At 70.4% G+C, this 23527-nt stretch carries 22 protein-coding genes and 1 pseudogene; 11 read left to right on the top strand and 12 right to left on the bottom strand.

From position 1 onward, the window contains the following. Window positions 1-65: 65 nt before the first annotated feature. From AC6RUA_RS13620 to AC6RUA_RS13610, 3 genes are all read right to left on the bottom strand, one after another. Complete coding sequence (locus tag AC6RUA_RS13620) at window positions 66-1010, bottom strand: alkaline phosphatase family protein (protein WP_499813545.1); 945 nt, start codon at window positions 1008-1010, stop codon at window positions 66-68. A gap of 104 nt (window positions 1011-1114) precedes the next feature. Next, window positions 1115-2206 carry a glycosyltransferase family 4 protein gene (locus AC6RUA_RS13615; RefSeq protein WP_499813544.1) on the bottom strand — a complete coding sequence of 364 codons (1092 nt, stop codon included), beginning with the start codon at window positions 2204-2206 and terminating at the stop codon, window positions 1115-1117. Between the two features lie 98 nt (window positions 2207-2304). After that, entirely contained in the window at window positions 2305-3207 is a 903-nt protein-coding gene (locus AC6RUA_RS13610; RefSeq protein ID WP_499813543.1) for an alkaline phosphatase family protein, read from the bottom strand. A 265-nt stretch (window positions 3208-3472) separates the two neighbouring features. Between AC6RUA_RS13610 and AC6RUA_RS13605 the strand changes: the two genes are divergently transcribed. Then, complete coding sequence (locus AC6RUA_RS13605) at window positions 3473-4213, top strand: FkbM family methyltransferase (protein WP_499813542.1); 741 nt, start codon at window positions 3473-3475, stop codon at window positions 4211-4213. A 114-nt stretch (window positions 4214-4327) separates the two neighbouring features. Continuing rightward, entirely contained in the window at window positions 4328-5245 is a 918-nt protein-coding gene (locus tag AC6RUA_RS13600) for a hypothetical protein (RefSeq protein ID WP_499813541.1), read from the top strand. Window positions 5246-5266: 21 nt separating this feature from the next. On the opposite strand, the gene AC6RUA_RS13595 is transcribed toward AC6RUA_RS13600, so the two are convergent. The 3 genes from AC6RUA_RS13595 to AC6RUA_RS13585 form a co-directional block, all read right to left on the bottom strand. Then, a complete protein-coding gene (locus tag AC6RUA_RS13595; protein WP_499813540.1) occupies window positions 5267-6538 on the bottom strand; it encodes a DolP-mannose mannosyltransferase in 1272 nt (423 codons plus the stop codon). A gap of 230 nt (window positions 6539-6768) precedes the next feature. Then, entirely contained in the window at window positions 6769-8256 is a 1488-nt protein-coding gene (locus AC6RUA_RS13590; RefSeq protein ID WP_499813539.1) for a lipopolysaccharide biosynthesis protein, read from the bottom strand. Between the two features lie 143 nt (window positions 8257-8399). Further along, window positions 8400-9575 carry a glycosyltransferase gene (locus tag AC6RUA_RS13585; protein ID WP_499813538.1) on the bottom strand — a complete coding sequence of 392 codons (1176 nt, stop codon included), beginning with the start codon at window positions 9573-9575 and terminating at the stop codon, window positions 8400-8402. A gap of 64 nt (window positions 9576-9639) precedes the next feature. Here AC6RUA_RS13585 and AC6RUA_RS13580 point away from each other — a divergent pair, with 64 nt between their 5' ends. Then, window positions 9640-10788 carry a glycosyltransferase family 4 protein gene (locus AC6RUA_RS13580; protein ID WP_499813537.1) on the top strand — a complete coding sequence of 383 codons (1149 nt, stop codon included), beginning with the start codon at window positions 9640-9642 and terminating at the stop codon, window positions 10786-10788. Between the two features lies 1 nt (window position 10789). Here AC6RUA_RS13580 and AC6RUA_RS13575 read toward each other — a convergent pair whose 3' ends face one another. Both AC6RUA_RS13575 and AC6RUA_RS13570 read right to left on the bottom strand, forming a co-directional pair. Next, entirely contained in the window at window positions 10790-11845 is a 1056-nt protein-coding gene (locus tag AC6RUA_RS13575) for a glycosyltransferase family 4 protein (protein ID WP_499813536.1), read from the bottom strand. After that, a pseudogene (locus tag AC6RUA_RS13570) lies at window positions 11846-12996 on the bottom strand (glycosyltransferase). A gap of 142 nt (window positions 12997-13138) precedes the next feature. Here AC6RUA_RS13570 and aglF point away from each other — a divergent pair. Further along, a complete protein-coding gene (aglF, locus tag AC6RUA_RS13565) occupies window positions 13139-13870 on the top strand; it encodes a UTP--glucose-1-phosphate uridylyltransferase AglF (protein WP_499813535.1) in 732 nt (243 codons plus the stop codon). Between the two features lie 67 nt (window positions 13871-13937). Next, window positions 13938-14957, top strand: a complete 1020-nt coding sequence (gene aglJ, locus AC6RUA_RS13560) for an S-layer glycoprotein N-glycosyltransferase AglJ (RefSeq protein WP_499813534.1) — start codon at window positions 13938-13940, stop codon at window positions 14955-14957. Here the strand turns inward: aglJ and AC6RUA_RS13555 are convergent. Then, on the bottom strand, window positions 14919-15245 hold the full coding sequence (locus tag AC6RUA_RS13555) for a DUF5789 family protein (protein ID WP_499813533.1): 327 nt from the start codon (window positions 15243-15245) through the stop codon (window positions 14919-14921). The two genes, aglJ and AC6RUA_RS13555, sit on opposite strands and share 39 nt — an antisense overlap. Before the next feature lie 104 nt (window positions 15246-15349). Between AC6RUA_RS13555 and AC6RUA_RS13550 the strand changes: the two genes are divergently transcribed. Continuing rightward, window positions 15350-15559, top strand: coding sequence for a ribbon-helix-helix domain-containing protein (locus AC6RUA_RS13550; protein WP_499813532.1), 210 nt, complete (start codon window positions 15350-15352; stop codon window positions 15557-15559). On the opposite strand, the gene AC6RUA_RS13545 is transcribed toward AC6RUA_RS13550, so the two are convergent. Further along, on the bottom strand, window positions 15547-16005 hold the full coding sequence (locus AC6RUA_RS13545) for a JAB/MPN domain protein-containing protein (protein ID WP_499813531.1): 459 nt from the start codon (window positions 16003-16005) through the stop codon (window positions 15547-15549). The two genes, AC6RUA_RS13550 and AC6RUA_RS13545, sit on opposite strands and share 13 nt — an antisense overlap. Before the next feature lie 120 nt (window positions 16006-16125). Next, entirely contained in the window at window positions 16126-16806 is a 681-nt protein-coding gene (locus AC6RUA_RS13540; protein WP_499813530.1) for a hypothetical protein, read from the bottom strand. A 54-nt stretch (window positions 16807-16860) separates the two neighbouring features. On the opposite strand from AC6RUA_RS13540, the gene AC6RUA_RS13535 reads away from it, so the two are divergent. Genes AC6RUA_RS13535 through AC6RUA_RS13525 form a run of 3 tightly spaced genes read left to right on the top strand, consistent with a single transcriptional unit; the run spans window position 16861 to window position 19585 of the window. After that, on the top strand, window positions 16861-17652 hold the full coding sequence (locus AC6RUA_RS13535) for a VOC family protein (protein WP_499813529.1): 792 nt from the start codon (window positions 16861-16863) through the stop codon (window positions 17650-17652). Window positions 17653-17676: 24 nt separating this feature from the next. Further along, window positions 17677-18981 (top strand): UDP-glucose 6-dehydrogenase AglM, encoded by a 1305-nt coding sequence (gene aglM, locus AC6RUA_RS13530; protein ID WP_499813528.1) that lies wholly within the window; start codon window positions 17677-17679, stop codon window positions 18979-18981. Between the two features lie 52 nt (window positions 18982-19033). Further along, window positions 19034-19585, top strand: a complete 552-nt coding sequence (locus AC6RUA_RS13525; protein ID WP_499813527.1) for a cupin domain-containing protein — start codon at window positions 19034-19036, stop codon at window positions 19583-19585. Here AC6RUA_RS13525 and AC6RUA_RS13520 read toward each other — a convergent pair. Further along, window positions 19582-19872, bottom strand: a complete 291-nt coding sequence (locus AC6RUA_RS13520; RefSeq protein ID WP_499813526.1) for a DUF5779 family protein — start codon at window positions 19870-19872, stop codon at window positions 19582-19584. The two genes, AC6RUA_RS13525 and AC6RUA_RS13520, sit on opposite strands and share 4 nt — an antisense overlap. A 307-nt stretch (window positions 19873-20179) precedes the next feature. Between AC6RUA_RS13520 and AC6RUA_RS13515 the strand changes: the two genes are divergently transcribed. After that, the gene (locus tag AC6RUA_RS13515) at window positions 20180-21352 is read left to right on the top strand and encodes a LeuA family protein (protein WP_499815451.1); all 1173 of its coding nucleotides are present in this window, start codon (window positions 20180-20182) and stop codon (window positions 21350-21352) included. 355 nt (window positions 21353-21707) lie between these two features. Next, window positions 21708-23525, top strand: coding sequence for a biosynthetic-type acetolactate synthase large subunit (gene ilvB / locus AC6RUA_RS13510; RefSeq protein WP_499813525.1), 1818 nt, complete (start codon window positions 21708-21710; stop codon window positions 23523-23525). The last annotated feature ends 2 nt before the right edge of the window (window positions 23526-23527 follow it).

Raw genomic sequence — 23527 nt, 5'->3', positions numbered from 1 at the left:
GTGGCGCTCGCGGCGTGACGGCGGCCGGGGTCGACTCGGCCGGCGACGGTGCCGACGAGAGCGGTCTACCGGTATCCCTGGTCCCGGAGTCGGTCGTCGACGTCCGGGCTTCGGGGCGCGCCGGCCGACTCGGAGAGCGACGGGCTGTACTCCCGGGTGGCGGTCGCCGTCGTCTCGACCCACGGGACCTCCCTGAGACACCCGAGCGGCATCCGCGCCGGGTGGCCGTACACGCCGAACTCGCCGACCGCGTTCCCGTGGTCGGCGGAGAGAACCACTCTGTCGGCGTCGACGACCGACCGGAACAGTTCCACGTCCCGGAAGGCGAGTTCGAGGTTCGCGCGGTACGCGCGCCAGAGTTCCGCCGTCGTCACCTCCCCGTCGCGGAGTCGGTCCCACGCGCTGCGTGGGCCGCCCCCACCGCCGATGTCGTCGGGGTCGACGCCGTCGGCGACTGGGTTCTCCAGGAAGGGGTAATGTGGCTGCATGTAGTGGACGACGAGTCGGTCGATGCCGTGTTCCGCCCGCCGCCGCCAGGCGTCGACCGCCCTGTCCGTGAGCGGTCGTGGCCGGACCGTCCCCGCCTCGTCGTCCCAGGCGTACCGCCACACCTCGTCGAGGTAGCCGACGGCCGAGTCGTCGACCGTCGAGTCGGAGAACGGGTTCCCGGTCACGTAGCCGGCGCTCCGGGCCCGTTCGTCGTCGAAGGTTCGGCGGAGCCACTCCGAGGACGTACTCGCGACCGAGTCGTGGGTCCCCCACTCGAACGCGGACCCACCTCCGCGCGCGTCGAGGACCTCGCGCATGAGGTCGGCGCGACAGCCGTCCAGAACGAGCAGGACGTCCCACTCGCGGTCGAACACCGAGGTTCCGGACCGATAGCCGGCCGCGTCGAGGCGCCTGAGGGGCGCACGGAACGCGAGTTCCTCTGTCGCGTACCGGCCGGCAGCGAGCGGACCGCCTTCGACCCCCCTCAGTCGAACGTTCCGGGCGAATTCGGTGAGGGACATATACCTCGTTTGAGGTTTTAGACCGAGACGCCGGGATAAGCGTTCTCGCGGGAGAATCAACGCCGATACGCGGAGCCGTTCGACCCCTCTGGCCGGCCGGGTGGTCACCCGCTCCCGTCGACCGGGTCGAGTCGTTCGTAGACTGCTTGCGTTCGCTCCGCGACGGTGTCCCACGACAACTCCGCCGCGCGCCTGCTCGCCGCCTCGCCCTTCCGGTCGAGGTCAGCCGCGAGGGCGTCGCGCAGTCCCCGCTCGACGTCGTCGTCCGGGTCGTACAGCACCGCCGCCTCGGGACCGAGCAGTTCGCGGTTGCAGCCGATGTCCGGGACGACCGGCGGGCGCCCGAACGTGAGCGCCAGCATCGCGCTCCCGGAGGTGAGGATGTCGCGGTACGGGAGCACGACGGCGTCCGCCGCGCCGAAGTACGTCGCCACCTCCTCCGTGGGGACGTACCCCGCGTCGAGTCGAACCCGGTCGAGACCGTTCGCCAACCGGTCGAGCGAGTCGGAGTACGACTCGTCGGCCGGGTCGCCGGCCACGACCAGCGTGGCGTTCGCGGGCGCGACGCGCTCGAACGCCGTCAGGAGCGACTCGATGCCCTTGTACGGTCTGAGCTGACCGAAGAAGAGGAAGAGAGGACCGTCGGACGGGACGCCCAGCGAGGCGCGTGCCTCGTCCCGGTTCACGTCGGTGGCGTAGTTGTCGGCGTAGTTCCCGTGGGGAACGACGGCGAACTTCGCGCGCTCCGACGGGGTGAGGTCGTACGCCTCGGCGAGTCGGTCCGCGGCCCGTTCGCAGTGGACGACGACCCGGTCGCACTGCCGGACGAACATCCTCCGGTACGCGACGTGGTACCAGTCCCACTCGGCGTTGTGCGGGACGACGTTGTGGGCCGTCCAGACGAACCGGCAGCCGAGGAGCCGCAACAGGAGCAGTTCGACGACGAACGCGACCGACTTTATCGTCGTCTCGGCCAGGTTGTCGCCGTAGTAGAACCCGTGGAGCCAGTGGAAGTGGACGACGTCGGCGTCGTGGCGCCGGGCGGCCCGGACGGCCGCGAACACGATGGGGCGGTCGGGGACGACGGGAAACGCCGGGGTGCCGCGCTCGGAGAGCGCCGCACAGAGGTTGCGCTGGTACGGGTTCCCCTCGCCGGCGTCGGGAATGTGGACGACGCGAGAGGACCGGGTGTTCATGTCGGTGCGTCTCCCGACGAGCTAATCAAGTCTTGTGGTCGGTCGGCGCGACGGTGACCGGAGCGGTCCGAACCGGGCGGTCGACCGGCGACACGCGACTACTCCAGGTACCCGAGTTCCCGGAGGTGGTCTTCCGGCAGGTCGACCCGCTCCCCGGCGTCGGTCGCGGTGCCGGCGTTGTCGTCGACCCACGCCCGGACGTCGAAGACGGACGCGGGGACGCTTCCGGCCGTCGAGGACGCGAACGCGCGCCACGAGTGGGTCCCCGGCCGCTCGTCGGGGTCGAGGTAGGGGGTCCGCATGCCGTGGTCGCTGAGCAGGAGGAGGTCGTCGTCCGGACCGAGCGCGTCCGCCAACTCCTCGACGTACCCCGCCACGCGCTCGTAGACGTGCCGGAGCCGCGGTTCGTCCTCGGCGTAGGCGTGGCCGGCCGCGTCGAGCGCGTGGACGTGGACGCCGGCCACGGCCACCTCGTGGTGGAGCATCTCGCGCGCCCAGCCGAACTGCTCGGCGGCGATACCCATCGTCTCCCGCTCGAACGCCGCCGCGGTCAACTCGCCGTCGTTGGTCCGCTTCAGGAGCGTCCACACCCGCTGGAGGTCGCGACCGTCGGTCACGCCCGGCCAGTTGTGGACGACCCGCCCGGGCCGGTCGAACATCGTCTCGGCGTCCGTCCGCCCCAGCGAGTGCTCGGCCCCGAACCGTTCCTCGACGAACTCCCCCAGCCGGGCCCGGTTCCGCTCGGAGAGGAGTCCCGTCGCGCGGCTCGCCACCTGGAGGAGGGGGTTGCGCCACTCGCTGGTCCCGCCGCGCGTGACCCCGTGGTCGTCGGCGTGGAGGCCCGTCGCGACGGTGGTCCACACTTCGAGCGTGTACGGCAGGTCGAGTTTCCCGGCGTACGTCTCCAGGTCGGCGTCGGTCCCGACCCGGTAGGCGTCGAGGTCGAACCGCTCGACGAGGCCCGCGTCGAGGGCGTCGAGCGCGAGGACCACGAGCGTCATCCGCCCCACCAGCCGTTCACCACAGGAGTGAGGTGTTCCGTCTACCGCTTGCGACCCGTACGACGTCCTTGCCGATAGCGAATTCGGCGACTGCCATCGACGCGTTCCTTCGAGACCGGTAATTAAATAGCTTTAGTGTCGCCCGAATCGCGGGAGTGTCGACCCGGATAACATTCCGTCGTAGTCGTATATATTACTAAACGGATTTAAACTATATCTCATATCGTTGGAATTATATCCCTGTCCGTCCCGAGCAGTAGAGAACGTGCAGACAGTGGCGAAATTGGCGGACACCGCGATGAAGTTTCGCGACTACCTCCTCATACGAACGGGAGTCGCGCCGGAGACTGTCCGTGCGGTGGTGAGCGGTCACGCTGTGCAGTTTCGCGTTGAGACGCCGACGGAACTCCACCGGGCACGTTCGCTCGCGGGCGAACGAGTGGTACTCGAACGCCTACTCGCCGATATCGAATCGGGAATGACTGTCTGGGACGTCGGGTCGGCCGTCGGGACTGTGGCGTGCTTCCTCGCTACGATCGCCGACGTCAGAGCGTTCGAACCACATCCAGGGAACGCGGCGCACCTGCGGAAGAACCTGGCACTCAACGACCTCGACGCGACCGTCGACGAGCGGGCTCTTTCGGACAGCGTGTATACGGGACGGCTAGCCGTAACCGGGGGGGCCACGACTGGAACCCACCGACTCGACCGGTCTCGCGGGGACGAACAGGTCGAGGTGGAGTGCATCCGAGCGGATGCGCTCTCCGAGACCCCTGACGTGGTGAAGATCGACGTGGAGGGTCACGAGTTACAGGTGCTTGATGGATTCGGGGAGCGACTCTCGGAGGTTCAGTCGGCGGTGATAGAGTGCCACCCCCAACACGGCGTGCGGCTCCGAGAGATCCGAGCTAGACTCGCCGAGGCAGGATTGGACGTCGAAACCATAGCGACGGACCGCCGCGAGACGTTCCTACACGCGAGCCGAAACGACGATGAGACGGCGTGAACAGCGCAGCCATCGCGTCCGTTTGGACGCCCGGAAGCACGGAGCCACGGGGGCACCCTGGGTTCTGAGAGAAGAGCGATTCCAACCAGCAACCGCGACCGACCGAACGACCACATGAGTTTGTCCGACTGGTACACAGAGACGAGACGGCGGTTCGACCGAGACCCGTTTCGGACGGCAACACCCGAGAGCGCTTACCGGTTGTATGCGGGAACGCTCGGCCGGTTCCGTGCCCTTCGCCCAGGAACGCCTGTCTTCGAACGCGAGTGGGATGTACTCGTCATCCTAGACGCCTGTAGACTTGACCTCCTCGTCGGGGCAGCGGACGAGTATTCCTTCTTAGACCGGATCGAGTCGGTCGATTCCGTCGGCTCGACGTCCGAAGAGTGGATGGAGTACACGTTCACCGATAAGTACGCCGCAGAGATGTCCGAAACCGTCTACGTGAGCGGGAATATTTATACGGAGTCGAAACTCGACCCGGGGCAGTTCGAACACCTCGACGAAGTCTGGCGGACGGAGTGGAACGACGAACTCGGGACGGTCGAACCACGTCGGTTGACCGACGCGACGATCCGGTATGGACGGGAGGAGACGTTCGAACGCCTCATCGTACACTACATGCAACCCCACTACCCGTTTCTCACGGAGCCGGATCTCTCCCCGGGTATGCGCTCGCGGGGCGGTATGCGGAGCGTGTGGGATCGACTTCGGCGCGGCGAACTGGACCGAGAGACCGTCTGGCAGGCGTACGCGGAGAACCTGCGCTGCGTGCTCGACGAGGTGAGTATCCTGCTCCGAAACCTCGATGCGGAGCGCGTCGTAATCTCGGCGGATCACGGCAACGCGTTCGGCGAGTTCGGCGTGTACGGCCACCCGCACGGCGTTCCGCTTCGGTGTCTCCGCCAGGTACCGTGGGCCGTCACGTCCGCCGAGGACACCGGTGAGCACGAGCCGAGCGCGGGAAACCGTGACCGAGAGACGCAACGCTCCGTCGAGGAGAAACTCTCGGCGCTCGGCTACGCCGAGTAACCGGCCCCGGCCCGAGAGGGGTCACGGGCGACCGAGGAGCCCCTTCGGGAGACCCCCACAGCTGGTGTCCTCGACCGACCGACCGGTGAGGTCAATCCACTGTCTCTCCATCACGCTCAGTCGGTAGTGGCAGGTATCCGGCCGTCGCTTGTTCCAGAAGATATCACGCATCTCACCTGTCATGTCCGGGGCCTTCGCGGCCGAATCGGTCTCGTTCGACGTTCCCACCGACTCCGCCATCCCCATCGAGTATCCGGTTCCGACGACGACGTGTTGGAGGAGGGGTTGCTCGCTCGGCGGCGTCTCCTCGGCGAGCGCGAACGGATATCCGAGGTCGGGGACCGAGTACGTCACGACTCCGAATCCGCCGAGCGGACCGACGCTGACGATGAGCAACACGGCGAGCAGCGCGCCGACGGTTCCCCTCGTCCGGCGGTCGGTGCCCGCAACGAGGAACGCGACGCCGAGCGAGACGACGGTCATGCCGACGAACAGATCGGGGTAGCCGTCGAAGTCGACGAGCAGAATCTGGAAGCCAGCCCAGAGGCCGAGCGCGTACACGGGCCACCGCTCCAGGGCCCGGTTCCGGTGTACGAACAGTCCGAGGAGACCGAGAACGACGGTGACCGTCGTGTATCCGAGAACCAGCGGTCCCTTGGCCGCCCGAAACAGGACCGTCTGTCCTTCGGGAGTCAGTATCGGTGCCAGCACCGTTTCGGTGACCATCGGAACCAACGCCCCCCAAACGGCGATCGGAAGGAGGACGAGCACCGTTGCGAGCGCCGCGCCGCTCACCGTCGCTACGGCGTCCCGTCGTGACCGCGCGAGTGCCATCGCGACCACGAGCGGCGCGACCCCCGCACCGAACTGCCAGAAGCCGGCGCTGGCCGCGGCAGCGGCGCCGGAGAGGAACGAGTACCCGCGACGGGCGAGGAGGAGTGCAGCGAGGAGACAGACGACCGAGAGATACTTCGGACGGAACCCGAACGCCGGCAAGTAGTGAAACCCCGCCAGGGTGAGCATCGAGACGCCGGCGAGGAAGGCGGCTCGGGGGTCGCCCGTGTACTCGACGGCGAGGGCACCGACCAACAGCACGCTCCCGACAGCCGCAGCCGCCGTGAGCAGCACGCTCGAGAGATGAATGGCGAGCGGGTCGCTACCCACCAGCGTGGCAAGCATCGCAGTCGTCTCGAAGCTGAGCGGGGGTTTCGGGTCCCAGATGTGGACGTACGGTTTCGCCCCGACGGTGATGTACCACCCGCCGTGTTCCCACACTGCCGCGTCGCCGTTCACCGGCGGTCGTCCCGGTCGAAGGAGAACGCGAGCGACGGAGAGGGTTTGTACCGCCGTCGCGAGAACGCCAAGCGCGAGAAGCCAGGCCCGCCCCTCCGGCGAACCCGTCCCCCGAGAACCGCGGGAGGAGATACTCATGCGGAACCGTGCTCCCGTCATCAGAATGAACGTTTTGATTCCGGGACCGGGAACCCGGTTCGCCAGCGAACGGACCGGTCGGTCGAGTCGGGTCAATCGACGAGCCACCGCCGGAGCGCGAGCGGGAGTCGGTCGGCGAACGCGGACCGCTCGACGATGGCGCCGACGGTGTTCCGGTGCCGGCGGCCGACGCCCAGCAGCACGACGCCGTACACGGTCGCGCCGACCACGAGCGCGAACGAGAGGCCGACCACGCCGACGGGGTCGACGACCCGCGTGGCCGCGAACGTCGCGGCCGCCATCACCGCGGCGGCGCCGACCTGCTCGAAGATGGGGCGCGAGAGCAGGCGGACGTCCGGGAGGAGTCGCCGGAGGACGACGACGTAGCCCGCGTACCGGACCGCCTCCGCGACGACGGTGGCGACGACGATGCCGACCGCACCGAGCCACAGGGTGAGCGGAATCCCGAGGGCCACGTTGACGACCAGTCCGAGCGCCGCGAGGTACAGCGCGAGGTCCGGTCTGTCGAGGCCGCGAATCGTCTTGGCCAGCGTGCCGGCCTGCGTCGAGAACACGCGGAACAGGCAGAGCCCGACGAGCAGCGACGTCGCCGAGGCGTACTCCGCGCCGTACACCGTAACCACGAGGGGTCGGGCGACGACGAGCGAGCCGAAGAGGATGGGAATCGCGAGGACGCTCGCGAAGCCGATGCCGTTCGAGAGGTCGCGGACGAACGCCTCGTCGTCGCCCGCCGAACTCAGCGCACTCCCCCGCACCATCAGCCCCGTCCCGAGCGACTCGGAGACGAGGAGCGCCGGCACGGTGAGCTTGAACGCGATCTCGTAGTCCGCGACCGCACCCGCCCCGACGAGCAGGCCCAGGAGGAGCACGTCGAACCGGTCGAACGTCTTCCACAGCAGGCTCGTCGGCGTGCTGTACTTCGCGTACGCGACGAGGCTCTCGACGGTCGCCCGGCCCGGGAGGCGCGGGCGGACCGCGAGCAGACCCGCGAGCGCCACCGCCGTCACCGCCGTCGCCAGCGTGAACCCGAGCGCCATCCCCACGACCCCCCACCCGAGCAGCACGAGTGCGAGCTGGCCGAGCAGCGTGAGTACCGACCGGGCCGCGTCGACCCACGTCGCCAGCCCCACCGCGCCGCGGCTGTTGAGCACCGCCATGAACACGTGGAACTGCGAGAGCGCGACGAGCGCGACGGCGAACAGCGGCACCGCCTCCGGAACCTCGGTGTACGACCGGAGGGGTTCGGAGAGGAGGAACGCCACCGCCACGGCGAGCACCACCCACCCGCCGACGAGCAGTAGCATCCCGCCGAGGACGCGCAACTCGTCGGCGCCCGTCTCGGAGGCGCGCTTCTGTCCCGCCTCCACGACGCCCCCGCTCGCGGGGCGCTCGACGACCTGCACCACCGAGAGGAGGAGGTAGTACGCGCCGAAGGAGGTCCGGCCGAGGAGGTTCGCGAACACGACGGTCCCCGCGAACCCGACGACGGCGAGGAACGCCTTGGCTGCCGACCCCTTGATGGTCTCGAATCCCAGGTCCGAGTCGGCCGCGTCCGCCATCTGCCCGCAGGTGTGACCCCGCGGAACTTAAGGAGTGAGATACGCGGCGGTCGCCGCCCCGCGTGGCGGCGCGTCCGGACGGGACGAGAGACGCTCGCCGGGCCGCCGCCTCACGCGGTGGCGCGACGGCGCTCCGGGGCGGCTCACTCCTCCGGGTCGAGCAGCGGGTCGTCCGACCGTCGGTAGCGCTCCGGGTCGGCGCAGAACCGCTCGACGACCGCCCGCATCCGCTCCTCGAACACCGACGCGTCGTACGCCGACGCCACGGACGCGAGGTGCTCGGGGTCGAACGTCCCGGCCTCGATGCGCTCGATACCGTCGAGGATGCCCGCGACCGTCGGGTCGACGACCGCACCCGTCTCGCCGTCGTCGACGGCGATGGCGGGGAACCCCTCGTTCGCGGCGATGACCGGCGTCCCGGCCGCGAGCGCCTCGATGGGGACCATCCCGAAGTCCTCGCGGACGGGGACGTAGACGACCGCCTTCGCGTCCCGGAGGAGGTCCGCCTTCCGCTCGTCGGAGACGTAGCCGAGGAACTCCACGTTCGGACCGGCCCCGGCGCGGACTCGCTCGAACGTGCTCTCGCCCACCAGCGGTTCGTTGTCGCCCGTCCCGGCGACTTTGAGCGTCGCGTCGGTCCGGCCGAACGCCTCGACGACCGTCTCCGGCCGCTTCGACTCGACGACGCGCCCGACCATGAGGTAGTAGTCGCCCTCCGAGGGTCCGGGGGTGAGCCCCTCCGTGTCGATGGGCGGGTAGACGACCGTGGCGTCCCGCCGGTAGTAGCGGCGGATGCGGTCGCGGATGACCTCGCTGTTGGCGAGGAAGGCGTCGACCCGGTCGGCCGACCGGGCGTCGAGCAGGTCCATCGCCGCCACGTACGCCTTCGCGGGCGTCCGCACGGCGTCCGGGAGCGACGAGAGCCGGTGTCGGAGGAGGTCGTTTATCCAGCGCGGCGGCGAGTGACAGTAGTTGATGAGGTACTGGTGGTCGAGCGTCCGGTACTGTCTGGTGAACATGTGCGCCGACACCACGAGGTCGAACCCGTCGAGCGGGGCGGTCGGCCAGTCGAGCGTGAGCGACGCGCTCTTGAACCCCTCGACGCGCCGCCACTTCCCGAGCCCGGCGTAGCGGTCCTGTGCGAACGTCCGCAGGTCGACGCCGAGGTCGGCGGCGGCCGCGCGGGCCGTCTCACCGGCGTACGTCGTGTACACGGGTGCGTCGAGCGCGGCGCCGATGTGGAGCGCGACCCGCTCCGCACCGCCGTACGTCCACATCTGGTCGTGCGCGACGACCGTGTCGGAGGTGTCGAGCGACATGGCTCGGTGGTCGACTGCCTCTCGATGCGAACCGTAAATACATATGTCGTTCTTGGCCCGAGACGTGCACCCCCGCGTCGCCATCGTCACGGAGTTCTGCCCGTCGTACCGGACCGGTTTCTACGAACTGTTCGACGACCGGTACGACGCGACGGTGTTCTTCTGTAACACGAAGGCGTCGTGGCGCGCGTTCGGCGACTTCGAGTACGTCGAACTCGCGGGCCTCGACCTCCGCGAGCGGTACCGGGTCGCCCCGACGGTGTTCGCGCACCTCCGGCGGTACGACCCGGACGTCGTCGTCGGGTCGCCGGTCGAGGGGTTCGGCGGGCAGTCGGCGTACCTCTACGCGCGGGCGACCGACACGCCGTTCGTCCTCTGGACCGGCGCGTGGCACGTCCCGGAGACGACGCTGCGAACCGTCACGTTCCCGCTGGTGCGCCGGATGTACCACGGCGCGGACGCCATCGCCGTCTACGGTCCGCACATCCGCGAGTACCTCGCGGACCTCGGCGTCGACCCGGGAAAGATTCACCTCGCGTGGAACACGGTCGACACCGAGCAGTTCGTCCCGCCGTCGTCGGATCGCGAGGCGGACCTCCGCGCGGACCTCGGGGTTCGCGCGGACGCCTCCGTCGCGCTGTACGTCGGCCGTCTCGTGAAGGAGAAGGGCGTCGAGTACCTCGTCGACGCGTTCGAGCGGGTGCGTTCCCGCTCGGACCGCGACCCGGCCCCCGAACTCCTCGTCGTCGGCGACGGCGACCGACGCGACGCGCTCGAAGCGCGCGCGGCGGACGTCCCGGGCGTGACGTTCGCGGGGTATGTGGACAACGAGGACCTCCCCGGCTACTACGCGCTGGCGAACGCGTTCGTCCTCCCGTCGATTCACACCCCGGAGTTCCGCGAGCCGTGGGGGCTGGTCGCCAACGAGGCGATGAGCGTCGGCACGCCCGTCGTCGCCACGGGGCAGGTCGGGGCCGCGGCGGCGGGCGTCGTCAGCCACGGCGAGAACGGGTTCGTCGTCCCCGAGCGCAACGCCGCGGCGCTCGCGGACCCGCTCGAACGCCTGCTCGCGGACGACGACCTGAGCGAGCGGCTGGGCGCACGAGCCCGGTCGGACGTCGCGGAGTACGACTACGAGCGGATGCTGTCGGGGTTCACCGACGCGTTCGCACAACTCGGGCTGGTCGGCGCCGGCTCCCGACCCGAGAGCTGACTCACGCGCGCGTCAGCCGCTCGTACACCGCCTCGACGCGGTCGGTCGTCTCCGCCCAGGTCGGTAACGCGGCGGCGGCGACGACGGGCGCGCCGACGGCCTCCCTGACGGCGCTGGCGACGGCCGGGGGGTCCGTCGCGTCGACGGCGACGACGCCGTCCGTCCCGGCCCAGTCGGCGAGCGCGCCCGCCGCGCGGACCACGCACGGCGTGCCGGCCGCGAGCGCCTCCGCGACGGTCATCCCGTACGCCTCGAACCCCGAGAGCGTCAGGTAGGCGTCGGCGCCGGCGTACAGTCCCGGGAGCCGGCCCGCGTCGACGTAGCCCGCGAACGTCACCCGCTCTCCGACGCCGGCGTCGCGCGCGAGTCGCTCCAGTTCCTCGCGGTACGGGCCGGTGCCGGCGACGACCAGTTCGTACTCGGGGAGCGCCGACAGCGCCCGAACGGCGTGCTGTACTCCCTTGTACTCCTCCAGCCGACCGACGCAGAGCAGGTACGGCCCGTCGCGCCGCTCCGGCGTCGCACCGGCGAACCGGGCCACGTCGAGTCCGTTCGGCACCACCTCGGCGTCGACGCCGAAGTCCGCGCGCACCCGCCGGGCCTCCCAGTCGCTGACCGCGAGTACCGCGTCGGCCCGACGGACCGCCCACCGGCCGACCGGGCGGTACAGCGACAGCAGCCTGTCGCGCAGGGACGACGCGCTCGCGCCGTGGTAGTGGGTCGTGAACGCGAACGCCTCGGTGTCGACGCCGAGCGCCGCGAACGTCCCGGGGAGCGCGTGGTAGTTGTGCGCGTGAACCACGTCGGCACCGGCGCGGCGGACCGCTCGGAGAACGCCCGGCGCGACGTAGAACGCGTCCCCCGGGTGGAACGAACGGACCCGGCGGACCCGGACCCCGGCGCGGCGCTCCCGGCGGTGGCCCTCCCCGCCGGCGTCGGCGCTGACCACGGTCACCTCGTGACCGCGTTCGACGAGGCGCTCGGCGAGTTCCCGCACGTGCGTCTCCACGCCGCCCGTCTGCGGGGGGTACCGGTGAGTGACGAGGAGGACGTCCATCTACTCGAACGCGTCCCGGAGTTCCGCGTCGACGGTCCACGTCCCGTCGCCCTCGCCACGGAGGAGTTTGACCGCCGCGCGGAACAGCGACACCTGCGTGTCGAACAGCGCGTACGCCGGCTGGAGCGGACCGAGCGCGTCGCGGCCGCCGAGGCGGACGAACGCGACCAGCGCCGCGGGACGGCGAGCCCGAACGGCCCGGCGAGCGCGAGGCCGGCGAGCGTGGCGAGACCGACGCCCGTCACCACCAGCGCGGGCGAGACGAGCATGAACCACCAGTTGAACGGCAGCACCACGCGGCCGTACGCGCCGTAGCCGCCGAGCATGTCGCGCTGGCGCCACAGCAGCCGGAGAAGCCCCATCGCGCGGCGGTCCTTCTGGGTGCGGCGCTTGCCGAACTCGGAGTGCGACGCCTCCTTGTACCTGACGTCCGGGTCGAACAGCACGCGCAGCCCGTTCTTCCGGATGCGGAGCGCGAGTTCGGTGTCGTCCGCGATGGAGTCCTCGTCGACGGGGACGATGGCGTCGTTCTCGAACGCCGAGAACGGCCCGTGGAAGATGAACGTGGAGTCGAGGTGGGACTCGAGCGTCTGGACGTGCGCCTGGACGTCGCGGTAGCCCCGCTCCACCTCGCTCCCGCCGAGCACCTCGGCGTTGCGCCCGGTGACCGCCCCCACCTCGGGGTCCGCGAGGTTCGCCACCGCCTCTCGGAGCGCGTCGGGGGCGACCCGCGAGTCGCAGTCCGTCTTCACCACCACCTCGTTGCTCGCGGCCGCGTACGCCTCGTTGAGCGCGACGGCGAGTCCCCGGCGCTCCTCCTCGCGGATGAGCGTGAGCGTCGGCGCGTCGCGGTCGGCGAAGAACGACTCGACCAACTCGGGCGTCTCGTCGTCGCTGGAGTCGACGACGACCACCTCCACCTTCTCCGTCGGGTACTCCCAGTCGAGCAGGCCCGCCAGTTTCGACTCGACGATGCGCGCCTCGTTGTACGTCGGGAGGACGACGCTCACCGACGGCTCCGCGCTCGGGTCCTTGTCGGCCGGCGACCCCTCGGGAGAGCGGAGGAGGTAGAGCCCGGCGAAGAGGAGGTACGGGAGGCCCGTCAGCGCCACGAGTCCGGCGAGACGCGACAGGAGGCGACGGGGGTTCACGCCACCCCGTTTCGCCACGCGGTACAAAACGCCGACGGTCGGCGCGGGACCCGACTGAGCGTGCCGACGGCGCGTCCCGCGTCGGTACGCGTGCCGACGCGGACAAGAGGACATATACCCCTCCACGAGAGAGGTCCGCAACATGAAAGGGGTCATCCTGGCCGCGGGCGCGGGAACCCGCCTCCGACCGCTCACCGAGGACAAACCCAAGGCGCTCGTCGACGTCGACGGCCGTCCCATCATCGAGGACGTGTTCGAGAACCTCGTCGACGTCGGCGTCGAGGAGTTCATCGTCGTCGTCGGCTACAAGAAGGAGCGCATCATGGAGCGGTACGGCGACGCGTACCGCGACTACCCGGTCACGTACGCCCACCAGCGCGAGCCGCTGGGACTCGCGCACGCGCTGTTGCAGGCGGAACCGTACATCGAGGACGACTTCGCGTTGATGCTCGGCGACAACGTCTTCCGGGCCAACCTCGGGGACGTGGTCAACCGACAGCGCGAGTCGCGCGCGGACGCGGCGTTCCTCGTCGAGGAGGTGCCCGAGGAGGAGGCGTCCCGCTACGGGGTCTGCCGCACGAACGAGTACGGCGAGATACTGGAGGTGGTCGAGAAGCCGGAGGAACCCCGGTCGACGCTCGTGATGACCGGCTTCTACACGTTCACGCCCGCCATCTTCCACGCCTGTCACCTCGTCCAAGAGAGCGACCGCGGCGAGTACGAGTTGACCGACGCGGTCGACCTGCTCATCCAGTCGGGGCGGACCATCGACGCCATCCGGATGGACGGCTGGCGGATGGACATCGGCTACCCCGAGGACCGCGACGAGGCGGAGGTCCGCCTCCGGGAGGCCCGCGAGGAGTCCGCCGGGTGACGTGGGGGTGAGACAGATGCGCACCCGACCCGAAGCCGTTACCTCCGAGCGGGAACACGAACCAGCGATGGACCGAGACGCCGTCTGCGTCCTCCTCCCGACCTACAACGAGGAGGAGACGGTCGCGGACGTCGTCGCTGACTTCCGCGAGCACGGCTTCGAGAACGTCCTCGTCGTCGACGGCGGGTCGAGCGACGGCACGCGCGAACTCGCGCGCGACGCCGGCGCGCGAGTCGTCATCCAGTCGGGAACGGGAAAGGGGCAGGCCATCCGGGAGGCGGTCCGCGAGCACGTCGACACGGAGTACGTCCTCCTCGCGGACGCCGACTCCACCTACCGCGCGGCGGACGCGGACGCGATGCTCGAACCGCTGTTCGCCGGCGAGGCCGAACACGTCATCGGCGACCGGTTCGCGGACATCCACGAGGACGCGATGACGCGGCTCAACGCGCTGGGGAACCGCATCTTCAACGGGCTGTTCGGCCGCATCCACGGTGCCCGCTTCGAGGACATCCTCTCGGGGTACCGCGCGTTCACGCGGCGGTCGTTCGAGCGGCTGACGCTCACGGCCGACGGGTTCGGCATCGAGACGGAGATGTCCGTCGAGTGCGCGCGCCACGGGATCCGGACCGCCGTCGTCCCCATCACGTACCTGCCGCGGCCGAACGGGTCGAACACGAACCTCCACCCGGTGAAGGACGGCGGCATCATCCTGATGGCCATCTACCGGCAGGCGAAGACGTCGAACCCGCTGTTCTACTTCGGGAGCGCGGGCGGCCTCTCCGGACTCGTCGGACTCGTCATCGCCGCGTACGTCGCCTACGAGTGGTTCGTCCCGCCGCGCGTCTCGCACGAGGTGCTCGCGGTGGCGTCGGGCGTCGCGCTCATCTTCGGGGTCCAACTGCTCATCTTCGGCGTGCTCTCGGACCTCATCGTGACGCTCCACCGCGAGACGCTCGACCGCATCGAGACGAACGCGCGCGAACGGGCCAGCAGCGCCGGGCACCCCGACGCGCGACCCGAGCGCGTCGGGTACGCCGGGTCGAACTCACCCGGGGAACAGGTCGCGCAGACGCGAGACGAGTGAACTGGTCGCGCGCTCGCGGCGCTCCTCGAACACCGGGTGGAGCGCGTTCAGGAACTCCGTCTCCGTCTCGAACCGGTCGTTGGGAACCCGGTCGAGCGCGTCCGCCAGGTCGAGCGTCCCGCCGCCGGCGTCGTACGGCACCGCCGTGTCGTCCACCGCCGCCAGGACCTCGTCGGTCGTCGCCGGGAACTGCACGCCCGCGTGGTCCAGTCGCTCGTCGACGGCGGCGATACCGAACGCGATGGCGTCGGGGTCCGACGACCCTCCCTGTGGCGGTCTGACTCCCATCGAGGACCCGTTGGCTCCCCGGGGACTAAAGCGGTAGGGGCCTCGTCGACCCGGCCGCGGCCGTCACCGTCGCCCTTATCGGCACAGCACACCCACGTCGGACCGTGACGGACTACACTACCGTCTCCATCCCGAAGGACCTCGCTGAGCGAGTCGAGGAGACCATCGAGGGGACGAGTTTTTCGTCCACGAGCGACCTCGTCCGGTTCCTCCTCCGGAGCATCGTCATCCAGCACCAGAAGGAGGGCTCGCTGAGCGAGGCGGAGTTCGACGAGATAACCGACCAGCTTCGCGACCTGGGCTACCTGGAGTAGTCGACGCCGGCGTCGGCGTCGGTCTCGCCGTCGTCGTCCGCGATGCGCTCTTCGGGCGGGACGGCGTCCAGTATCCGCAGGTCGAGCCCCCGTCCGTGCCGGTCGTACGCGCGGACGTCGTCGACTCCGTACGGCGGCGTCGCCACGAGGACGACCGCCGCGAGGTCGTCCGCCTTCGTGAGTCGGGGGTCGCCGTCGGGGTGCGAGAGGAACCGCGCGCGCCCGGCGGGCGTGCCGAGGTCCATCCCGAAGACGGCGGCGACGGAGCCACCGGCTCCCGGGAAGTAGAAGTGCGTGAGCACGGGCGTTTCGGGGTCCAGCCCGTCCACGTCCCCCGACAGCCCGCCGGCCGGCGTGGCGTCGAGCGGGACGTTCACCGACCCCGGGTCCTGCGCGTCGGCGCGTTCGAGCAGCACCGACAGCAGGTCGCGTGTGACGGAAACCACACCCGGAGTGGGGGCGCGCGGCGTAAAAAGGCCGCGTCGTCGGTCCGCGGGCCGGTCGGGGGACGCAGTCGTCTTCCGCCGCGCCGACCTACGCTCCCGGAGCGACCCGCGTTGCTCGAATCACCCGACGAACGACTTCAGGGCCTGCAGGTACAGCGACGGCGCCTTCGAGCGCGAGGAGGCGAGCGCCGCCCGGAGGGCGTCGCCGCCGCCGCCGAGGACGCCGCGGCCGTGGCCCACGAGCACCCGTTCGGGGTCGATACCGCGGAACGGACGCCGCGGCGGCGCGAGCCTGAGCATGGGGTGGACGCCGAGGCGCTCCCCGTGCGCAGCCATGAACGGGACGGTCCCGAACGTCTCGGGGACGTACAGCGTGCCGCCCGCGTCGTCGTACAGGCCGACCTCCTGCCACGGCGGTAGCGACCCGTTCTTCACCGTGAGCGCGCGCATCCCACCCAGCCGGCGACCGAACCGCTCGACCGGCGCGTCGAGGTCCGACGCGACGCCCGTCATCCAGTCCGGCACGTAGACGGGGACGTCGTGCCGGTTGGCGACGACGTCCGCGTCGCGTTCGTGCCGGTCGAGACAGACCACCGTGCCGGCGACGTCACCGTCGAGGCGTGCGATGAGGTCGTCGACGCCCTTCGCGTCGACCGGGTCGAGCACCCAGACCTCCCCGTCGACGGCGAGCGCGTGGCTCGCACGGGCCATCTTCTCGTCGGGGTACGCCAGCCAGCCGACGCCGCCGTCGAACTCGTCGATGACCGCCGGTTCGGTCGAGCCGGTCCCTTTCATCGGCATGCCCGACAGGTGGGCCGCCGCGGGCTTAAGTCCGGTCGCCGCGTGGGTGCGGGCGTGTCCCGGACCCCCGCGCTCGCCCACCTCGCGCTGGAGGTGGCCGACCTCGACCGAGCCGCGCGCTTCTACGCCGACCGCCTCGGTCTCGTCCCGACCCGCCGGACCCGGACGGAACTGGCGTTCGACGTCGGCGGGACGGCGCTGGTGTGCCGCCGGCCCGAGTCCGTCCCGCGCGGCGGACTCCACGTTCACTTCGCGTTCGAGACGCCGCCCCGCGAGTACGACGCGTGGCGCGCGCGCTTCCCGGACGCCGAGGAGGTGTCGTTCGGGTCGTTCCGCTCGCTGTACCCGTTCGACGAGGACGGCCACTGCCCGGAAATCGGCGGCATCGCCGAGCACGGAGCGGGGCTCGTCGGCGTGTTCGAGGTGGTGCTGGAGGTGGCGGACCTCGACCACGCCGAGCGGGCGTACCGCGCGCTCGGGTTCGACCCCGTGGACCGCGGCATCGAGCGGCGGCGCGTCAGGCTCCGGGGGCCGGCCGGCGCGGAGGCTCCCTTCGACGTCGAACTCTGGGAGCCGCAACTGGGACTCGCGGGCGCCCGCGGTGGGGTCCACGTCGACCTCGGAATCAGGGTCGCGGACCCCGCGGCGGCCGCGGAGCGCGCGTTCGGCGACGAGGCGGCGGTCCACCCGCTCGAACGCGCCGACGGGAGCGTCGAACTGTACGACGCGGACGGACACCACCTCGTGTTGGTAGCCGCCGCGGAGACGGCGAACGACGACGCGGCGGGTGACGGCGCGGCCGACGGGACGACCCCGAACGCCGGCCGAGCGGCGGAAGACCGATAACCTCTGACACGATACCAGTGGTCGATGGAGATTAGCGTCATCGGGTGCGGTTACGTGGGCGCGAGCGTCGCCGCCTGCTTCGCCGACCTGGGTCACGAGGTGGTCGCGGTCGACGTCGACGACGAGCGGGTCGCCGCGCTCAACGACGGCCGGCCGCCGGTTCACGAACCCGGACTGGACGAACTGGTCGCCGCGAACGCGGGCGAGCGACTCCGCGCGACGACCGACTACGACGCGGTACCGGACACCGACCTCACGTTCCTCGCGGTCCAGACGCCCTCGAACGACGACGGGAGCGTCGACACCTCCATCGTGGAGGCGGCGGCGGACATGCTCGGCGAGGCGCTCGCGGCAGCGGGCGCCGACGAACACGCGCTCGTCGTCAAGAGCACCGTGATTCCGGGCACCACCGCGGAGATGGTCGCCCCGACCGTCGCCGACGCGGCGGGACTGACACCCGGCGAGGGACTCCACGTCGGGATGAACCCCGAGTTCCAGCGGGAGGGCGCGGCGGTCGAGGACTTCCTCGACCCCGACAAGGTCGTCTTCGGCGCCGACGGGGACGACGCCGCGCTCGACGCGCTGCACGAGGCGTACGCCCCCCTCCTGACGGCGCTCGACCGCGAGGTGCCGGTCGTGGAGACGGGGACCCGCGAGGCGGAGATGATCAAGTACGCCAACAACGCGTTCCTCGCGGCGAAGGTGTCGCTGGCGAACGAACTCGGGAACATCTGCAAGGAGTACGGCGTCGACGCCTACGAGGTGACCGACGCCATCGGACTCGACCACCGCATCGGCGCGAGCTTCCTCCGGAGCGGCGTCGGCTGGGGCGGGTCGTGTTTCCCGAAGGACGTGGCCGCACTCGTCGCCGCCGCGCGCGAGAAGGGGTACCAGCCGGAGCTACTGGAGGCGGCCGTCGCGGTCAACGACCGCCAGCCGGAGCGCCTCCTCTCGCTGCTGGACCGCCACGTCGACGTCGCGGGCGAGCGGGTCGCCGTCCTCGGCCTCGCGTTCAAACCCGGGACCGACGACGTCCGCAACTCCCGGGCGGGGCCGGTCATCGAGGGGCTGCTCGACCGCGGCGCGTGCCCCGTCGCGTACGACCCGGTGGCGGTCGAGAACATGCGCGAGCGGTACCCGGACGTGGAGTACGCCGACTCGGCGGCCGCGGCGCTCGACGGCGCGCACGGGGCGGTCGTCGTCACGGACTGGGACGAGTTCGCGGCGCTCGACGCCGAGTTCGACGCGATGGCCGACCCGGTCGTCGTGGACGGTCGGCGGATAATCGAGCGGCGCGAGGGGCTCACCTACGAGGGACTGACCTGGTAGACGCCGCGGCGCTCGCGGCGGAGTTTTCCCTCCGGCGCGCGACCGTCCGAGCGTGACCGACACCAGCGACGAGGGCGACCCGGACGACTCCGCGCACGGCTACCGCACGGTCGCGGTGAGCGACGTCGAGAACACGCCGAACCCGACGCGCGTCAAGCGGGAACTCGACGAGGCGCTCGGCGTCTCGGCGTTCGGCTGTAACTACTACGAGGCCGACCCGGGCGAGCAGGTGCCGTGGGGGTACCACCGCCACCCGGGCCACGAGGAACTGTTCTACGTGCTCGCGGGCGAACTCGAGGTAGAGACCCCCGAGGGCGCGTACCGGGTCGGTCCGGACGAGGCGTTCTTCGTCCCGGCGGACGCGCCGAACCGGGCCGTCGCGGTCGGCGGGAAACCGGCGCGGCTCCTCGCGGTCGGCGCGCCGAAGGACGACGACGGGGCGGTCGTCGAGGAGCGGTGCCCCGCCTGCGGGGCGGTGACCGACCGCGAGTTCGAACGCGCCGAGGACCGCGACGGCGCCGAGGTGTACGTCCTCTCGTGTGCGGCCTGCGGCGCAGAGACTCGGCGGTTCTCGGGGCGCACCGAGACGGAGGAGAGGGACTAGTCGCCGAGGCGGTCGGTGTTGATGTTCACGTTCGGCGGCGAGACGACGAGGAACCCGCGGAAGTGAGTGAGTTCGCCGCCCATGTCGGACACCTCGCGGGCGAATCCCGAGGCGAGTTCGTTCATGTCGCCGACGACGGCGAGCACGAGGACGTTGCCGTACTCGATGTTGCGGACCCACACGTCCGGGTCCGTCTCCCCGTCGAGCACGCCGAGGACGACTTCGCCGGCGATCTCGCCGTCGAGTTGGTCCTCGGCGTCCTGGAGGTCCAGGCCGAAGTCGGTCATCACCCCTCCGGTCGTCGCCACCCGGCAAAAGCGTTCGGTCGGCGAGGGCGACACCGCGTGACTCGGCGTGAATCGTGGAATCGGAATCGGAATGATATTACTCGATATAAGGTGTACCGTACCGATGATAGTCGTCGCAGTCGCTCGGTTTTCCGCGGACCGGGTGCGAATCGTGTAACCACGGCGCACGGGGCGAGTCTGTCTGACCGAAACCCTTTACAAGGAGTTCGGCGGACAGACGGAGTGATGTCCCATCCCCAGGACTCGTCGGTAACCAGCCCGGCGGAACGAGTTCTTCCAGGGCACGCTGAGTGCCACTGACGAGTTCGAGACGGTACGGATTTTCGACACGACGCTGCGCGACGGCGAACAGTCACCGCGCACGTCGTTCGATTACGAACAGAAACGAGAGATAGCCACGGCGCTGTCGGAGGCCGGCGTGCACGTCATCGAGGCGGGGTTCCCCGTCAACTCCGACGCGGAGTTCGAGGCGGTCGCCGACATCGCCGCCGACGTCGACACGACGGTCTGCGGACTCGCGCGCGTGGTCGACAAGGACGTCGACGCCGCCATCGACGCGGGCGTCGACATGATCCACACGTTCGCCTCGACGAGCGACGTGCAGATCGAAGACTCCATGCACTCCACCCGCGAGGAGGTGAAGGAGCGCTCGGTGGCCGCGGTCGAACGCGCCGCCGAGTCGGGTGCGGAGGTGATGTTCTCCCCGATGGACGCCACCCGGACGGACGAGCCGTTCCTCGTCGAGATGATCGAGGCGACCACCGAGGCGGGCGCCGACTGGATAAACATCCCCGACACCTGTGGGGTCGCCACCCCCCGGCGCTTCGGCGACCTCATCGAGGTGGTCTGTGACCACACGGACGCCCGCGTGGACGTCCACACCCACGACGACTTCGGGCTGGCCGCCGCGAACGCGCTCGCGGGCGTCGAGGCCGGCGCGGACCAGATGCAGGTGTCGGTGAACGGCATCGGCGAGCGGGCGGGCAACGCCGCGTTCGAGGAGGTCGTGATGGCCGCGGAGGCGCTGTACAACGCCGACACGGGCATCGAGACGACGCACATCACCGCCCTGTCGCGGCTGGTCGAGCGCGTGAGCGAGGTGGCCGTCCCCCCGAACAAGTCCGTGGTGGGACGCAACGCCTTCAGTCACGAGTCCGGCATCCACGCCGCGGGCGTCATCGAGAACAGCGACACGTTCGAACCCGGCGTGATGACGCCGGAGATGGTCGGGGCGGAGCGCGAACTGGTGATGGGCAAACACACCGGTACCCACTCCGTCCGCGAGCGCCTGCGCGACGCCGGGTTCGACCCGACCGACGAGGAGGTCCGCGCCGTCACCCGCCGCGTCAAGGACCACGGTGCCGAGGGGCGCGTCACCATGGACGACGTGATACGGTTCGCCGAGGAGACGGGGGTCGAACGGGCCGACGAGGCCGACGAGCGGGGGGCGCGGATCTGATGGCTCCCTCCGCGTTCGACGCGTCCGGCCAGCGGCGGGTATCCCCCCCGGACGCGGGTCGATGCAACCTTTGCCGGTCGAGGTACGGTTTTACCCGCCGGGGCGATAGCGACGGACGAGATGGCCCCGACGACTGCCGACCGCGTCCGCCCCACCGAGGGAGCGGCCGCGACGCCGGCGCTCGTCGGGGGCACGCGTATTGTAGGGGTATAGCCACCCCTACACCCCCCACTTCTCCCGACCACGCTCGACCGCATCGCGGACCGGCGGGCGCGACACCGCGCCCGCGAACCGACCGACATACCGACACCACAGCAAGCACACAGATGACAGCCCGACAGCGAGGAGCCACCCCATGAGCGAGTCGACGAATCCGCCCGCGGACGCCGAGGAGAGCGCCGAGGACGAACCGACCGACGCGGGCGGCGCCGAGGTAGACGGCGAGCGGACGAGCGGCGACGGCGCGGCGGCGACGCCGGCCACCGGCGCGGAGTCGGTCATCGCCGCGCTCGAAGCCGCCGGCGTGACGCGCGCGTTCGGCGTGCAGGGCGGCGCAATCATGCCCATCTACGACGCGCTGTACAGTTCGTCCGTGGAGCACCTGACGATGGCCCACGAGCAGGGGGCCGCCCACGCCGCCGACGCGTACGGCGTCGTGACGGGCGACCCCGGCGTCTGTCTCGCCACCTCGGGGCCGGGCGCGACCAACCTCGTCACCGGCATCGCGGACGCGTCGATGGACTCGGACGCGGTGCTCGCGCTGACGGGGCAGGTTCCCGTCGACATGGTGGGTTCGGACGCGTTCCAGGAGACGGACACCACCGGCGTCACCGCCCCCATCACGAAGCACAACTACTTCGCGGACAACGCGGACACCGTCGGCGACACCGTCGGCGAGGCGTTCGCACTCGCCCGGACGGGCCGTCCCGGTCCGACGCTGGTCGACCTCCCGAAGGACGTCTCGCTCGACGAGACGGACCGGGCGCCCGGCCCGGCGAACCCGCCCGCGCGGTCGACGCCCGACCCCGAGGCGGACGCCGAGGAAGTCGCCGCGGCCGCCCGCGCCATCGAGGACGCCGACCGGCCGCTGTGTCTGTTCGGCGGCGGCGTCATCAAGGGCGAGGCGACGGCCGAGGCCCGGGCGTTCGCCCGCGAGCGCGGGATTCCGGTCGTCACGACGATGCCCGGCATCGGGAGCTTCCCCGAGGACGACGACCTCTGCCTGTCGTGGGCGGGGATGCACGGGACGGGGTACGCCAACATGGCCATCACCCACACCGACTGTCTCGTCGCGGTCGGGACGCGGTTCGACGACCGGCTGACCGGCGGCGTCGAGACGTTCGCGCCCGACGCGGACGTCGTCCACGTCGACATCGACCCCGCGGAGATATCGAAGAACGTCCACGCGGACTACCCGGTCGTCGGCGACGCCGCAACTGCGCTGGGTCAGTTGGACGACGCGATGGAGCGGTCGCCCGACGCCGCCGAGTGGCGCGAGCGGTGCACCGAGTGGCGTGAGACGTACCCGATGGACTACACCGTCGACCCCGAGGAACCGGTGCGCCCGCAGTTCGTCGTCGAGGCGTTCGACGCCGCCACCGGCGACGACGCGGTGGTGACGACCGGCGTCGGTCAACACCAGATGTGGGCCGCCCAGTACTGGACGTTCACCGAGCCGCGGACGTTCGTCTCCTCGCACGGACTCGGCACGATGGGGTACGGCCTGCCCGGCGCCATCGGCGCGCGCGTCGCGCTCGACGAGCGGGGCGAGACGGACCGCGAGGTGGTCTGTTTCGACGGCGACGGCTCGTTCCTGATGACGATACAGGAGCTGTCGGTGGCGGTGCGCGAGCAGTTGGACATCACGGTGGTCGTGCTCAACAACGAGTACATCGGGATGGTCCGCCAGTGGCAGGACGCGTTCTTCGAGGGCCGCCACATGGCCTCGAAGTACGACTGGATGCCGGAGTTCGACACGCTCGCGGAGGCGTTCGGCGCCCGCGGGTTCGCCATCGAGTCGTACGACGAGGTGAGCGACGTCGTCGAGGACGCGCTGTCGTACGAGGGACCGTCGGTCGTGGACGCGCGCATCGACCCGCGCGAGAACGTCTACCCGATGGTGTCGAGCGGCGGCGCCAACGGCGAGTTCGCCCTCACGGAGGACCAACTGTGAGC

The organism is Halorarum sp. SLYT50, from assembly GCF_059821265.1.
Note: the sequence above shows the minus strand (reverse complement) of the source record. Positions and strands in the feature narration are given on the sequence as shown.